Below are 13,351 nucleotides of genomic sequence, written 5' to 3'. Positions count from 1 at the left end.
GGGCCCTTACCAGTTCACCCACTTCGCCGCCCATCAGGCCTGGTATGCGGCGGTCAATGCCCTGTTTGGCCAGTTCAAACGCTTTCGGGCCGACTATCGGGTCATTCCGGCGGCCACCTACACCATGCCGGAGATTGCCCGGGTCGGCCTCAATCGCAAGGAGGCCGAGGCGCAGGGGATTCCCTTCGAGGCGACCCGCTTCGAGCTGGCCGAGCTGGATCGCGCCATTGCCGATGGGGAGCGCCACGGTTTTGTCGAGGTGCTGACCGTGCCGGGCAAGGATACTATCCTTGGCGCCACCATAGTGGGCACTCACGCCGGTGAACGGATCGCCGAATTTGTGCTCGCCATGCGTCACCGCCTCGGTCTTGGCAAGATCCTCGGCACCATTCACGCCTACCCCACCCTGATGGAGGGGAACAAATATGTGGCGGGTGAATGGAAACGGGCCCACCAGCCCACCCGGGTGCTGGCGTTGCTGGCCCGTTATCACCGCTGGCGCCGTGGCGCCTGACAATCAGGGAAACGTTTATGCTCAAGCCATTCTCACTGCTCGGCTCACACCTCAACTCGCACCGCAACTCTTGGCTCAAACAGCGGCTAAACGCCCTGCTGTGCGCCCTGCCACTGCTGGCCAGCGGCCCGCTGTTAGCCACTCCAGCTGACAACTGGCAATGGACCCTTGAGGAGGCGAAGGGGCAGACCGTCTACTTCAACGCCTGGGGCGGCAGCCCGGAGATCAACGCCTATCTGGTGTGGGCCGGGCAGGAGCTGGCGCGCGACTATCAGGTCAAGCTGGTGCAGGTGAAGGTGGATGACATTGCCCAGAGCGTCAGCCAGCTGCTGGCCAACAAGCAGGCGGGCAAGCAGGCTGGCGGCCCCATCGATCTGCTCTGGGTCAACGGCGAGAACTTCAAGGCGCTCAAGGAGCAGGGGCTGCTCGGCGCTCCCTTTACCACCGAGCTGCCCAACATGGCACTGGTCGACAGCACCCTGCCGGTGAGTGAGGACTTCACCCTGCCGGTTGAAGGGCTGGAAGCCCCCTGGGGCATCGGCCAGCTCAATCTGATGGTCGACACCGAAGAGGTCGCCAGAGCGCCCACCTCGGCAGCAGCCCTGCTGGCGTGGGCCAAGGCCCATCCCGGTCGCTTCACCTATCCCAAGCCGCCCCAGTTCCATGGCTCCAGTTTTCTCAAGCAGATCCTGCTGGAATTGACGCCAGACCCGGCCCCCCTCTATCGGGAAGCGACCGAGAGCGAGTTTACCCAACTCACCGCCCCGCTCTGGGCCTGGCTCGATGAGCTGCATCCGGCACTCTGGCGCAAGGGAAAACTGTTCCCCACCAGCGCCGCCGAGACCCGCCAACTGCTCGATGATGGCGAACTGGCCATGGCCATCAGCTTCAACCCGCAGGAGGCGCAAAGCGCCGCCCAGATTGGCGCCCTGCCCCCCAGCGTGGAAGCGGTAGCCATGGAGAAAGGGGCGCTCACCAACAGCCATTTTCTCGCCATCCCCTTCAACGCCAGTGCCCGTGCGGGTGCCAAGGTGGTGGCAAACTTCCTGCTGAGCCCGGCGGCGCAGGCGCGCAAGGCCAATCCGGCCTTCTGGGGTGATCCCAGCGTGCTGCGGGCCGATGTGCTGCCTGACTCCGCCAAAGGGCAACCGGCGCTGCGCTTCAACGCGGTGGCCGAACCTCACCCCAGCTGGCAGCTCAAACTGGAAGCGGCCTGGGCCGAGCGTTACGGTCACTGATGAGTGCCGCTGGTCACCCGCATTCCTGCTCCCGACCGTGGCGCTGGTTGACACGCCACCCCACTATGAGTACGGGGATGGCGGTTATTTATCTGGCACTCTTCGTCATCCCATTGCTGGCGGGGCTGTGGCAACTGCTGGCAGAGGGGATGACCGCCTCTCATCTCGCCTTGCTGCTGACCCAGCCAGGCCTCTGGCACTCAGCAGCGCTGAGCCTGTGGATTGGCGCCGCCTCGACCCTTGGCAGCCTGCTGATGACCGCCCTGCTGCTGGCCCACAGCGACAGCCGGGCTTTCGGTCTGCTCCGCCGCCTGCTCTCGCCCATGCTGGCCATGCCCCACGTCGCCTTTGCCATCGGTTTTGCTTTTTTGCTCGCCCCCTCCGGCTGGCTGCTACGGCTCGTCTCGCCAGCTCTGACCGGGTTTGAACTGCCTCCCGACTGGCAAACCATTCGGGATCCTTGGGGACTCGGGCTGATTGCACTGCTCGTTTTCAAGGAGACCCCCTTTTTGCTGCTGATGGCGATGGCCGCGCAGCAACCCATCCTGCTGGCACGCCAGCAGTGGCTGGGGGCGAGCCTCGGTTTCAGCGCTCCCCAGATCTGGTGGCGCCTGCTGCTGCCAGCGCTCTGGCCTGCCCTGCGCCTGCCCATCTATGCGGTGGCGGCCTATGGGGTGGCGGTGGTGGATCTCGCCCAGCTGCTCGGGCCCGATGCCCCCGCTCCGCTGGCGGTGCGGTTGTGGCTCTGGTATCAGGATCCGGATCTGCTCTGGCGCGGCGCCACCGCCAGCGGCGCCCTGCTGCTGCTCGCCATCACGGCGCTGCTGATCGCCATGCTCAGATTACTGGAGTGGCTTCATCAAAAGGTGGGCAAAGGCTGCTGGCTCGATGGCAAACGGGCGGCGCCCCACTCCTTTGCCAACCGGCTCGCAGCAGGCTCTGCACTCACTCTGATCACCCTTAATCTGGCGGTGCTGGCGGCCCTGCTGCTCTGGTCACTGGCGCGCCGTTGGCCCTTTCCCGCCCTCTGGCCCAGCCAGTGGAGCAGTCACTACTGGCTGGATCTGCTGCCAACCCTGCTGCCACTGCTGGTAACCAGCGCACTGCTGGCGCTGGTGAGCGGCTTGTTGGCACTGATGATGGCGGTGTGCAGTCTGGAGGCACAAGCCGGCCGCCGCCCCTGGCCGCTCTGGCTTATCTGCCTGCCGCTGTTGCTGCCGCAAGCGAGCCTGCTGTTTGGTATCCGGCTCGGGCTGGACTGGCTTGCACATGACTCGATAAGCAGCGGCATTGGCTGGGGCTGGGTGCTCTGGAGCCAGCTGCTGTTTGTCTTTCCTTATGTATATTTGTGTCTGCACGGCCCCTATCGCCAGTTCGATCCGCGGATCACTCAGAACGCCCTGCTGCTGGGGGCTACGCCTTGGCGAGCCTGGTGGCAAGTGAAAGCGCCGCTGCTGGCGCGCCCGCTGCTGTTTGCCTTCGGCGTCGGGGCGGCGGTGAGTTTGGCCCAATACCTGCCGACCCTGCTGTTTGGGGCTGGCAGAGTGGTCACCATCACCACGGAAGCGGTGGCCATCGGCAGCGGCCTCAACCGGCGACTGGCGGGGCTATACGGTCTGCTGCAACTGCTGCTGCCGCTCGTTATCTATCTGCTGGCGCTCTGGCTGCCGGCGCGGATCAATCCGGCGCTCAAGGGGGGCGGCTCACGATGAACTCTGATGATGGAAACAGCCATATGCTGAGCACCACGCCTCTTCGGCTTTACCTTGATGAAAATCTGCTGCTCTCGCTGCCCGCCCTGCAGGTGGCCCCCGGCGAGGTGTTGACCCTGATGGGCCCCAGCGGCTGTGGCAAGAGCTCACTGTTGGCGGCGCTGGTGGGGGTACTGCCCGCAAGCGGCCCGCTCCGGCTGGAGGGGGACGTGACCCTTGGCGAACGCCGGCTCACCCAGCTGCCGCCCCAGGCGCGGCGCATCGGCATGCTGTTTCAGGATGATCTGCTGTTCGACCATCTGACGGTGGCGGAGAACCTGATGTTCGGCATGCAGGCCAGCGTGAAGGGGCACAGGGCGAGGCGAGAAAAGGCGGTGGCTACGCTGGCGCAGGTGGATCTGACCAGTCAGGCAGACAAGCTGCCGGGAGCGCTCTCCGGCGGCCAGAAGGCTCGCGTCAGCCTGTTGCGGGCGCTGTTAGCCGAACCCGAGGCATTGTTGTTGGACGAACCCTTCTCCCGTCTCGACAAGCCGCTGCGGGCCGCCTTTCGCGAACTGGTGTTCGCGCAGATCAAGGCGCTGGCCATCCCCGCCATTCTGGTGACCCACGACGAAGAGGACGCGCCGGGCACCATACTTCAGCTCACCGAATCCCGTTTTTGACCGAGGAGTTCACCTTGTTTGACCGCCACCTGATCCCCGTTATCCGCAGCCCCCTCACCCGGCTCGCCAAACCGCTCTGCCGCGCCGGGGTCAGTGCCAATCAGGTGAGCCTCACCGGCTTTGCCATCGGCATGCTGGCGCTGCCGCTGCTGGCCTTTGGCTGCTATCAGTGGGCACTCGCGGCCATCCTGCTCAACCGACTGCTGGACGGGCTCGATGGCGCCGTGGCGCGGGAAACCGGCATCACCGACTGCGGCGGCTTTCTCGACATCACCCTCGACTTTATTTTCTACGCCGCCGTGGTGCTGGGCTTTGCCCTAGCCGCCCCCGCCAATGCGCTACCCGCCGCCACCCTGCTGTTTGCCTTTATGGGCACAGGGTCGAGCTTTCTGGCATTTGCCATCATGGCGGGCAAGCGGGGCATCGACAATCCGGTCTACCACCACAAATCCCTCTACTATCTGGGTGGCCTCACCGAGGGGAGCGAGACCATCGCCCTCTTTGTGCTGATGTGCCTGTGGCCCGCCGCCTTCGCCCCGCTCGCCTACGGCTTTGCCCTGCTCTGCGCCATCACCACCCTGACCCGACTCTGGAGCGGCTACCACACCCTGCGTACCCCCCAGCCATAAACAGCACAGCCCTCACAGAAGGGCTAATCCATCGCACGATGAATTGGCGGCAAACAAGGCACACGGAACACTTGCACGGGGATGACAATGTTTTACCATGACGGCACTTTTATCAGTCTCTTTGAGAACCCTATGCGTCGCCTTGCCTCTCTTCTCACTCTGTCGTTATTCCCCCTGCTCGGTGGCTGCAGCAGCGCCCCTGCGCCAAAGCCCGTGGTCGTCCCCCAGCCCAAGAGCGCCTTTATCAATCAGGCGCCATCGAGCAAACCCGTTTATACACAAGGGGTTAGCAAGGGGGACTTCGCCAATCGCCCCAACGTGGATCGGTTCGTCCAGAAAATGGTCGAGAAGCACGGTTTTGACAACGCCCAGCTGCATCAGGTGCTGGCACAGGCAGAGCGTTACGACTGGATCATCCGCCTGATGGATGCCCAGGCGCCGACTACCGCCAAGCCCACCGGCCCGACCGGCGCCTGGAACCGCTATCGCGCCAAGTTCATCACCCCAGACAACGTACAGAACGGCGTCAACTTCTGGCGTGAATACGCAAGCGAGCTGAACCGGGCGGAGCAGATCTACGGGGTGCCGCCGGAGATCATCGTCGGCATTATCGGGGTGGAAACCCGCTGGGGCCGGGTGATGGGCAAGACCCGCATTCTGGATGCGCTGGCCACTCTGGCATTTGACTATCCGCGCCGCGCCGAGTTCTTCACGAGCGAGCTGGAAGCCTTCCTGGTGATGACCCGCGACGAGGGGATGGATCCCACCGAACCCAAGGGCTCCTATGCGGGCGCCATGGGCTACGGCCAGTTTATGCCCTCCAGCTTCCAGCGCTATGCGGTGGACTTTGATGGCAACGGCCACACCAACCTGTGGGATCCGGTAGATGCCATCGGCAGCGTCGCCAACTACTTCAAGGCCCACGGCTGGGAGAAAGGCCAACCGGTTGCGGTGCGCGGTCAGGGCCAACTGCCCGGCTATGAGCATGGCTTCCAGACCCGCTACCCGGTCGCCACCCTGCGCCGCGCAGGGCTCACCCCCACCAGTAGCCTGGGCAACCACAACGAAGCGAGCCTGCTGCGCCTCGATGTCGGCACCGGCTACCAATACTGGTACGGTCTGCCCAACTTCTACACCATCACCCGCTACAACCACAGCACTCACTACGCCATGGCGGTGTGGCAGCTGGGGCTGGCGGTGAAGGCAGCGCGCTGACAGACCGCGAGCAGCAGATAAAAAAAGGAGCCTTAACGGCTCCTTTTTATACCAATTACTTTATTTATTCACGGCAGATTGACCCGAAATCAGACCCCGGCCTTGGCCAGTGCCGCGGAGACGATCTGCTGGGCCTCTTGCTGGATGAGGTCGAGGTGCGCGTCGCCCTTGAAGCTCTCCATGTAGATCTTGTAGATGGACTCGGTGCCGGAGGGGCGCGCCGCGAACCAGCCGTTCTCGGTCACCACCTTGAGGCCGCCGATGGCTGCATCGTTGCCCGGCGCCTTGGTCAGCTTGGCGATGATGGGCTCACCAGCAAGCGTTGAGGCTTCCACCAGTGCCGGATCCAGCTTGGAGAGCACCGCTTTCTGGGCACTGTTGGCCGGTGCGTCGATACGGCGATAGCTGGAGCGGCCGAACTTGGCTTCCAGTGCGTCGTAGTGGGCTTGCGGATCCTTGCCGGTCACCGCCAGAATTTCCGCCGCCAGCAGCGCCAGAATGAAACCATCCTTGTCGGTGGTCCAAACGGTGCCATCTTTGCGCAGGAAGGAGGCGCCCGCGCTCTCCTCGCCGCCAAAGCCGAACTCGCCGCTGTAGAGGCCATCCACGAACCACTTGAAGCCGACCGGCACCTCTTTCAGGGTACGGCCAATCTCGCCGGCAACCCGGTCGATCATGGAAGAGGAGACCAGCGTCTTGCCGACGGCCGCATCGGCAGACCAGCCGGTGCGATGGGTAAAGAGGTACTGGATCGCCACCGCCAGATAGTGGTTCGGGTTCATCAGGCCAGACTTAGTAACGATACCGTGACGGTCGTAGTCAGGGTCATTGCCAAGGGCGATGTCGAACTTGTCCTTGAGGGCAATCAGGCTCGCCATGGCGAACGGGCTGGAGCAGTCCATCCGGATCTTGCCGTCTTTATCCAGGGTCATGAAGGAGAAGGTCGGGTCGACCTTGTAGTTCACCACCTCGATGTTCAGACCATAGGTCTTGGCGATGACGTCCCAGTAGGCGACGCCGGATCCCCCCAGCGGATCGACACCGATCTTGATGCCCGCGTTCTTGATGGCATCCATATCCAGCACGTTCTTCAGATCATCCACATAGGGGGTGACATAGTCGTGCTCGACCACGAACGGGCTCTTGAGCGCCTCGGCGAACGGCATCCGCTTCACACCGGCCAGACCCGCTTCCAGAATGGCGTTGGCGCGATCCTCCACCCACTTGGTGATCTCCCCTTCGGCGGGACCACCGTGGGGCGGGTTGTACTTGAAGCCACCGTCTTCCGGCGGGTTGTGGGACGGAGTGATCACCACGCCGTCGGCGCGCGCTGCAGGCTTGCTGGCCCCTTCTTTGCCAGAGTTGTAGCGCAGGATGGCATGAGAGATGACCGGGGTCGGGGTGAAGCCGAGGCCAGCCTGAATGCGGGTTTCAACGCCGTTGGCCGCCAGCACTTCGACGGCGCTGGCAAAGGCGGATTCGGACAGGGCGTGGGTATCCATGCCGACAAACAGCGGGCCCGTGATGCCGGCCTGCTGGCGATACTCCACCAGCGCCTGGGTCACCGCCAGAATATGGGATTCGGTAAAGGCATTGTGCAGGGCGCTGCCACGGTGGCCGGAGGTACCGAAGGCCACCCGCTGCTCGGGGCGGCTCATGTCCGGCTTGTTGAGGTAGTAGGCGCTGACCAGACGGGGGATGTTGGTCAGATCGCTTAAACGGGCCGGCTGACCGGCGTGGGAATGCTGAGCCATGGCGTTTTCCTTGCGTAATGGCGGCCTTGCCGGGCAAGGCCTGAGTCTTGAAGAATCGTTAAATGGCGCCACACACTTGCGCGATCACCTCTTCGCCATAGCCCATGCTGGCCATCAACTGGGCCACCATATTCTGCTTGCGGCTGGTGTTGGTGTTGGTGATCACCCAGAACGGGGTCTCCGGTACCGGCTTGGGCTTGGTGGTGCTACCGCTGGCACGCAGAGCCTCGGGATCCTGCGAGAAATAGACGCGCTTGCGCCCCTTGATTTCGGTGGCCTGGGTAAAGCCTTCCGGGTTATCCCGGTAGAGGGTACTCAGCACCAGCATAAAGCGGTTGATGGACTTCTCTTCCTTTTGCAGCTCACCTGAATCGAGCAGGGCTTGCAGCCCTTGCCGGGTGGCTACCGTACTGGGCTGCGCGACGGCAACGGGCTCGGCAACCGGCACACGTTGGTGAGCAGGCTGTTCCAGCAGACGGCGCAGGATATCGGAGGCACTCTCACCAATGTGCCGGGTCTGGCTGGCGATATAGAAGTAGAGATCGTCATCAAGCTCGATGGTTTTCATAGGGATGCGCTGGACTCGTCGAAATTCGGATGCGGCGATTATACATAGGCAAACCCGACAGCCCAAGCAAGGGGCTGGCAGATGTACATGAATCTCATCGAGAATACGGCATAATAGCGGGCCAAGTGTGTGATCAGCCGCACTGATAGCCGATCCGGACGGGATTTTTTAGAAAAAAAACCACATTTATTCCCCATCCGTTGGACGAAATCCTTTTCTTTCCAGTGCGTTAAATAAAACAGCGATACGCACCCACGACCGACAAGGTGTCATTTTGCAACAAAACAGCATATTGAACTTCAAGGAGCAGGGTCAGGGCCCGGCAGTCATTCTGATCCACGGCCTGTTTGGCAGCCTAGACAACCTCGGCCTGCTGGCCCGTGCCCTCTGCGAGCACTATCGGGTCATCAGCGTCGATCTGCGCAACCACGGAGCCTCCTTTCATAGCAGCGAGATGAGCTATCCGGCACAAGCGGCCGATATCCTCACCCTGATGGATCGGCTGAATATTGCCGAAGCGACCCTGATTGGCCACTCGATGGGTGGCAAGGTCGGGATGCAGGTCGCCAAACTGGCGCCCACGCGGGTGAGCAAACTGGTGGTAGCTGACATGGCGCCGGTCGCCTATCCCCACTCCCGCCACCAGAATGTGTTCGCCGGACTCAACGCCACCCTGCATACGCCGCCGCAAAGCCGCAGTGAAGCGGAAGCCATGCTGGCGCAGCACATCGAGATCGCCGGGGTACGCCAGTTCCTGCTCAAATCCTTCGCCAGAGGCGAGCATGGCTGGGGTTGGCGCTTCAATGTGCCCGCCCTTGAGCAAAACTACGCCAACATCATGGGCTGGCCAGAGGATGAACGCCGCTTCGAGGGGCCGGTGCTCTTTATCAAAGGGGGGGATTCTGACTATATGCAGCCCCAATACAGCGAGACAGCCCTGGCCCAATTCCCGGCGGCAAAGGTGCGTGTCATCGCGGGTACCGGCCACTGGTTGCATGCGGAAAAACCGGCTCTGTTCAACAAATTGGTTGTGGATTTCCTGTCGACAGGCGGTTAACAGTTTCAAATCCTTTGTGATATAGTGCGCCGGTCATAAGGAGTGTGCGCAATCCATGCTAAGTGAACATATCGACCTGATCGAAAGTTTGGGCCTCAAGTTATTCTTTGTGGCCATTTTCATATTGATTGGCCTGGCCATTCAGGACGTGCTCAAGCGTGGCAACGTGCCCCGTTTCGGTCGTTTTATCGTCTGGTTGGTACTGTTTCTGGGTTGTGCGGGTTTTGTCGCCAAGGGGCTGATCGAACTGGGCTGGGAAGGCTCAGGACTCGGCTAACTTATTTTCATCTGTGATGTATGGCCAAACAGCAAACTGATCGAACAACACTGGATCTGTTCGCAAATGAGAAGCGCCCCGGCAGGCCAAAGACCAATCCACTCCCCCGCGAGACCCAGCTCAAGATCAACAAGCGTAACCAGCTTAAGCGCGATCGGGAAAATGGGCTGAAGCGGGTAGAGTTAAAGGTGGAGGCCGAGTTGCTGGAGCGCCTGAACCAACTTGCGTTACAACAGAACATCAGCCGAGCCGAGCTGATCCAATCTATCCTGAAACAACAGATTGAGTCCGCCTTTGCGGTGGACATTGCAGTCTGAGCGTTGAGCATTAACACCAAATACGGGTAACTAAACACTATGGCAAGTGTAGGTCTGTTTTTTGGCAGCGATACCGGTAACACCGAAGCTGTCGCCAAGATGATCCAGAAAGAGCTGGGCAAAAACCTGATTGAAGTCCGTGACATCGCCAAGAGCAGCAAGGCCGACATCGAGAGCTTTGATCTGCTGATGTTCGGCATCCCGACTTGGTACTACGGCGAAGCCCAGGCCGACTGGGACGACTTCTTCCCCGATCTGGGCGAAATCGACTTCACCAACAAGCTGGTCGCCATCTTCGGTTGCGGTGATCAGGAAGACTATTCCGAGTACTTCCTCGACGCCATGGGCACCCTGCGCGACATCGTCGAAGCCAAAGGCGCCATCATCATCGGTCACTGGCCGACTGCCGGCTACGAGTTCGAAGCCTCCAAGGCACTGGTCGATGACAAGCACTTTGTCGGTCTGGGTATCGATGAAGATCGCCAGCCGGAGCTGACCGCCGAGCGCGTCAAGGGCTGGTGCAAGCAGCTGCACGAAGAGATGTGCCTGGGCGAGCTGGAGTAATCCGCCTCCCCTCATACCTCTGACAACAAGGGCCCCGACGGGGCCCTTGTTGTATCTGCTTGTTGCGATGCCTGCCTTTATTCTTCCCTGTTATTCACCTCTGTGCTCCGGTTTGGCCCGCACATAGAGGGTGCGCTTGACCTGCGCCACCAGCTCGCCGCTCTTGTCTTGTACCGTCACCTCGAATTCGGGGAAATGCTTGTTGCCACCTTCAGTCGCCGCCACGATTTCGGCCAGCTTGCCCTCGGTCAGGTTGAACTCGGCCACCAGCTTGCCCTTGCCCGGCTTGATGTAGTTGATGCTGCCCGCCTTGTCCCAGACGTAGTAGCGATTCTTGAAGTAGCCCATCAGCATCAGCGGATAGATGGGGTCCGTCATGGCAAACATGCTGCCGCCAAACTGGGTGCGGTTGGCGTTCTTGTTCCACCAGCAGGATTTGAGGGTCACCCGGCAGTAGCGAAAGTCATCGCTCAGGGTCTCTATCTTGATACCGGCCCCCCAGAAAGGGGGCCAGGCGTTGAGTGCGCGGCGCACCCAGGCCGCATTGTCAAAAAGCCAATCCATGGATCTCATCCGACCAGAATATGAAAGTTACATCTTATCAACATCTGCCATGCCAGCAAGTCGGACGACACGATTGATTATTTCAATCCAACCGGCCATTTATGGCTAAACCCCTTGAATTGCTGGGTTTATTTTTAGGGAGGCTACGACCTATAATGGCAGGCCAAGCGAGTTCAAGGTTGCCATTCCTGCGGCAGTCCATCAGAATAACCCCACCTTCGAGAATGCGAATAAGTAGAATATGGCAGACAACAACCAAGCGTTAAAAAAGGCCGGGCTCAAGATCACCTTGCCCCGGGTCAAAATCCTGGAAATCCTGCAACAGCCGGACTGCCAGCACACCAGCGCCGAAGATCTCTATAAACGACTGATCGACCTGGGTGAAGAGATTGGTCTCGCTACCGTCTATCGCGTTCTCAACCAGTTTGATGATGCCGGTATCGTTACCCGTCACCACTTCGAAGGTGGCAAGTCGGTATTCGAGCTGGCCACTCAGGAGCACCACGACCACCTGGTTTGCCTTGACTGCGGCAAGGTGATCGAGTTCTCCGACGAAGTGATCGAACAGCGCCAGCGCGAGATCGCCAAGAAATTCAATATCCGTCTCACCAACCACAGCCTCTACCTCTACGGTCACTGTGCAACAGGTGAGTGCAAGCACGACGAATAAGTCGCCCGTGACTTGCAGATAACGGACAATAAAAAGCCAGCATCAGCTGGCTTTTTATTGTCCGGCGCAGGCCGTTGGCATCGCACAGGGCAGGGTCTCCCCTGCCCCCTCGGCTTAGCCTTCTACCTTGCCCCAGGAGTCGCGCAGGGCAACGGTGCGGTTAAACACCAGATGCTCCGGGCTGGAGAGCTTGTTGTCGGCGCAGAAGTAACCTTCACGCTCGAACTGGTAAGCCTGCTCCGGCTTGGCGTTCTTCAGGGAGGCCTCGACACGGGCCCCCTCGATGATCACCAGGGATTCCGGGTTCAGCGCAGCTTCAAAGTCATCCTCGGCGCCCGGGTTCGGCACCTTGAACAGACGGTCGTAGAGACGCACTTCCGCTGGCAGGGAGTGAGTGGCGCTGACCCAGTGGATCACCCCTTTCACCTTGCGGCCATCGGCCGGATCCTTGCCCAGGGTCTCGGGATCGTAGGAGCAGTAGATGCAGGTGACTTTGCCATCGGCATCTTTCTCGATGCGCTCAGCCTTGATCACATAGGCATTGCGCAGACGCACTTCCTTGCCCAGCACCAGACGCTTGAACTGCTTGTTCGCCTCTTCTTTGAAGTCCGCTTCGTCGATGAAGATCTCGCGGGTGAAATTCAGCTCGCGGGTACCCATCTCGGCATTGCTCGGGTGGGCCGGGGCTGTCAGCACTTCGTCGGCAGCCAGGTTCTCGATGACCACTTTCACCGGATGCAGCACGGCCATGGCGCGCGGCGCATGCTCGTTGAGGTCTTCGCGGATGCAGGCTTCCAGCATGCTCATCTCGACGATGTTGTCCTGCTTGGTGACGCCGATGCGCTTGCAGAACTCGCGGATGGAGGCCGGGGTGTAACCACGACGACGCAGACCGGAGACGGTCAGCATGCGCGGGTCATCCCAACCATCGACGTGCTTCTCGGTCACCAGCAGGTTCAGCTTGCGCTTGGACATGACGGTGTATTCGAGGTTCAGACGAGAGAACTCGTACTGACGGGGGTGGCAGTCGATGGTGATGTTGTCCAGCACCCAGTCGTACAGACGACGGTTGTCCTGGAACTCCAGAGTACAGATGGAGTGGGTGATCCCTTCCAGCGCGTCCGAGATGCAGTGGGTGAAGTCATACATCGGGTAGATGCACCACTTGTCACCGGTCTGGTGGTGGTGGGCAAACTTGATGCGGTAGATAACCGGATCACGCATCACCATGAAGGGAGATGCCATGTCGATCTTGGCGCGCAGGCAGGCGGTGCCTTCGGCGAACTCGCCGTTCTTCATCTTGGCAAACAGCGCCAGGTTCTCTTCCACGCTGCGATCGCGGAACGGGCTATTCTTGCCCGGCTCGGTCAGGGTGCCACGGTACTCACGCATCTGCTCGGGCGTCAGCTCGTCCACATAGGCCAGACCCTTTTCAATCAGCTCGATGGCGTAGCCGTGCAGCTTGTCGAAATAGTCGGAGGAGTAGCAGATCTCGCCGTTCCACTGGAAGCCGAGCCACTGTACGTCCTGCTTGATGGACTCTACGTACTCGATATCTTCCTTCACCGGGTTGGTGTCATCGAAACGCAGGTTGCACTGGCCCTGATAGT

14 protein-coding genes and 1 pseudogene are annotated in these 13,351 nt (G+C 60.8%); 11 read left to right on the top strand and 4 right to left on the bottom strand.

The genetic code is table 11. The features are described from left to right. The 6 genes and pseudogenes from AB5Y92_RS01070 to mltB all read left to right on the top strand — a co-directional run. Window positions 1–514 (top strand): annotated as a pseudogene (locus AB5Y92_RS01070) (pyridine nucleotide-disulfide oxidoreductase); the annotation flags it as partial. Between the two features lie 17 nt (window positions 515–531). Next, the gene (locus AB5Y92_RS01065; protein ID WP_368225210.1) at window positions 532–1,752 is read left to right on the top strand and encodes an ABC transporter substrate-binding protein; all 1,221 of its coding nucleotides are present in this window, start codon (window positions 532–534) and stop codon (window positions 1,750–1,752) included. 77 nt (window positions 1,753–1,829) lie between these two features. After that, window positions 1,830–3,464, top strand: coding sequence for an ABC transporter permease (locus AB5Y92_RS01060; protein ID WP_368225208.1), 1,635 nt, complete (start codon window positions 1,830–1,832; stop codon window positions 3,462–3,464). 23 nt (window positions 3,465–3,487) lie between these two features. Next, window positions 3,488–4,126 carry an ATP-binding cassette domain-containing protein gene (locus AB5Y92_RS01055; protein ID WP_368225206.1) on the top strand — a complete coding sequence of 213 codons (639 nt, stop codon included), beginning with the start codon at window positions 3,488–3,490 and terminating at the stop codon, window positions 4,124–4,126. A gap of 14 nt (window positions 4,127–4,140) precedes the next feature. Then, window positions 4,141–4,755 (top strand): CDP-alcohol phosphatidyltransferase family protein, encoded by a 615-nt coding sequence (locus AB5Y92_RS01050; protein ID WP_368225204.1) that lies wholly within the window; start codon window positions 4,141–4,143, stop codon window positions 4,753–4,755. A gap of 132 nt (window positions 4,756–4,887) precedes the next feature. Beyond that, entirely contained in the window at window positions 4,888–5,970 is a 1,083-nt protein-coding gene (gene mltB / locus AB5Y92_RS01045) for a lytic murein transglycosylase B (protein WP_368225202.1), read from the top strand. An 89-nt stretch (window positions 5,971–6,059) separates the two neighbouring features. On the opposite strand, the gene pgm is transcribed toward mltB, so the two are convergent. Together pgm and seqA are read right to left on the bottom strand one after the other, a co-directional pair. Continuing rightward, window positions 6,060–7,724 (bottom strand): phosphoglucomutase (alpha-D-glucose-1,6-bisphosphate-dependent), encoded by a 1,665-nt coding sequence (gene pgm / locus AB5Y92_RS01040; protein ID WP_033138901.1) that lies wholly within the window; start codon window positions 7,722–7,724, stop codon window positions 6,060–6,062. Window positions 7,725–7,782: 58 nt separating this feature from the next. Beyond that, window positions 7,783–8,292 (bottom strand): replication initiation negative regulator SeqA, encoded by a 510-nt coding sequence (gene seqA / locus AB5Y92_RS01035; protein ID WP_005359410.1) that lies wholly within the window; start codon window positions 8,290–8,292, stop codon window positions 7,783–7,785. A 274-nt stretch (window positions 8,293–8,566) separates the two neighbouring features. On the opposite strand from seqA, the gene AB5Y92_RS01030 reads away from it, so the two are divergent. From AB5Y92_RS01030 to fldA, 4 genes are read left to right on the top strand one after another with little or no spacing between them, the layout of a single operon-like run. Then, the gene (locus AB5Y92_RS01030; RefSeq protein WP_368225200.1) at window positions 8,567–9,349 is read left to right on the top strand and encodes an alpha/beta fold hydrolase; all 783 of its coding nucleotides are present in this window, start codon (window positions 8,567–8,569) and stop codon (window positions 9,347–9,349) included. Window positions 9,350–9,404: 55 nt separating this feature from the next. Continuing rightward, complete coding sequence (locus tag AB5Y92_RS01025) at window positions 9,405–9,626, top strand: DUF2788 domain-containing protein (RefSeq protein ID WP_005334296.1); 222 nt, start codon at window positions 9,405–9,407, stop codon at window positions 9,624–9,626. A gap of 20 nt (window positions 9,627–9,646) precedes the next feature. Continuing rightward, window positions 9,647–9,943 (top strand): LexA regulated protein, encoded by a 297-nt coding sequence (ybfE, locus tag AB5Y92_RS01020; RefSeq protein ID WP_005334297.1) that lies wholly within the window; start codon window positions 9,647–9,649, stop codon window positions 9,941–9,943. A gap of 39 nt (window positions 9,944–9,982) precedes the next feature. After that, on the top strand, window positions 9,983–10,507 hold the full coding sequence (gene fldA, locus AB5Y92_RS01015) for a flavodoxin FldA (RefSeq protein ID WP_005334298.1): 525 nt from the start codon (window positions 9,983–9,985) through the stop codon (window positions 10,505–10,507). A 90-nt stretch (window positions 10,508–10,597) separates the two neighbouring features. Here fldA and AB5Y92_RS01010 read toward each other — a convergent pair whose 3' ends face one another. After that, complete coding sequence (locus AB5Y92_RS01010; RefSeq protein WP_368225198.1) at window positions 10,598–11,071, bottom strand: DUF4442 domain-containing protein; 474 nt, start codon at window positions 11,069–11,071, stop codon at window positions 10,598–10,600. A 241-nt stretch (window positions 11,072–11,312) separates the two neighbouring features. Here AB5Y92_RS01010 and fur point away from each other — a divergent pair, with 241 nt between their 5' ends. Continuing rightward, entirely contained in the window at window positions 11,313–11,741 is a 429-nt protein-coding gene (gene fur / locus AB5Y92_RS01005) for a ferric iron uptake transcriptional regulator (RefSeq protein WP_005334301.1), read from the top strand. 114 nt (window positions 11,742–11,855) lie between these two features. On the opposite strand, the gene glnS is transcribed toward fur, so the two are convergent. After that, a partial coding sequence (gene glnS, locus AB5Y92_RS01000; RefSeq protein ID WP_368225196.1) for a glutamine--tRNA ligase occupies window positions 11,856–13,351 on the bottom strand: 1,496 nt, incomplete at its 5' end.

Origin of the sequence: Aeromonas sp. R1-1 (assembly GCF_040908495.1) — a bacterium.
In the GTDB taxonomy this organism is placed as follows: Bacteria; Pseudomonadota; Gammaproteobacteria; order Enterobacterales; family Aeromonadaceae; genus Aeromonas; species Aeromonas veronii.
The sequence above is the reverse complement of the archived record's forward strand: the minus strand, read 5'-3'. Positions and strand labels throughout refer to the sequence as shown.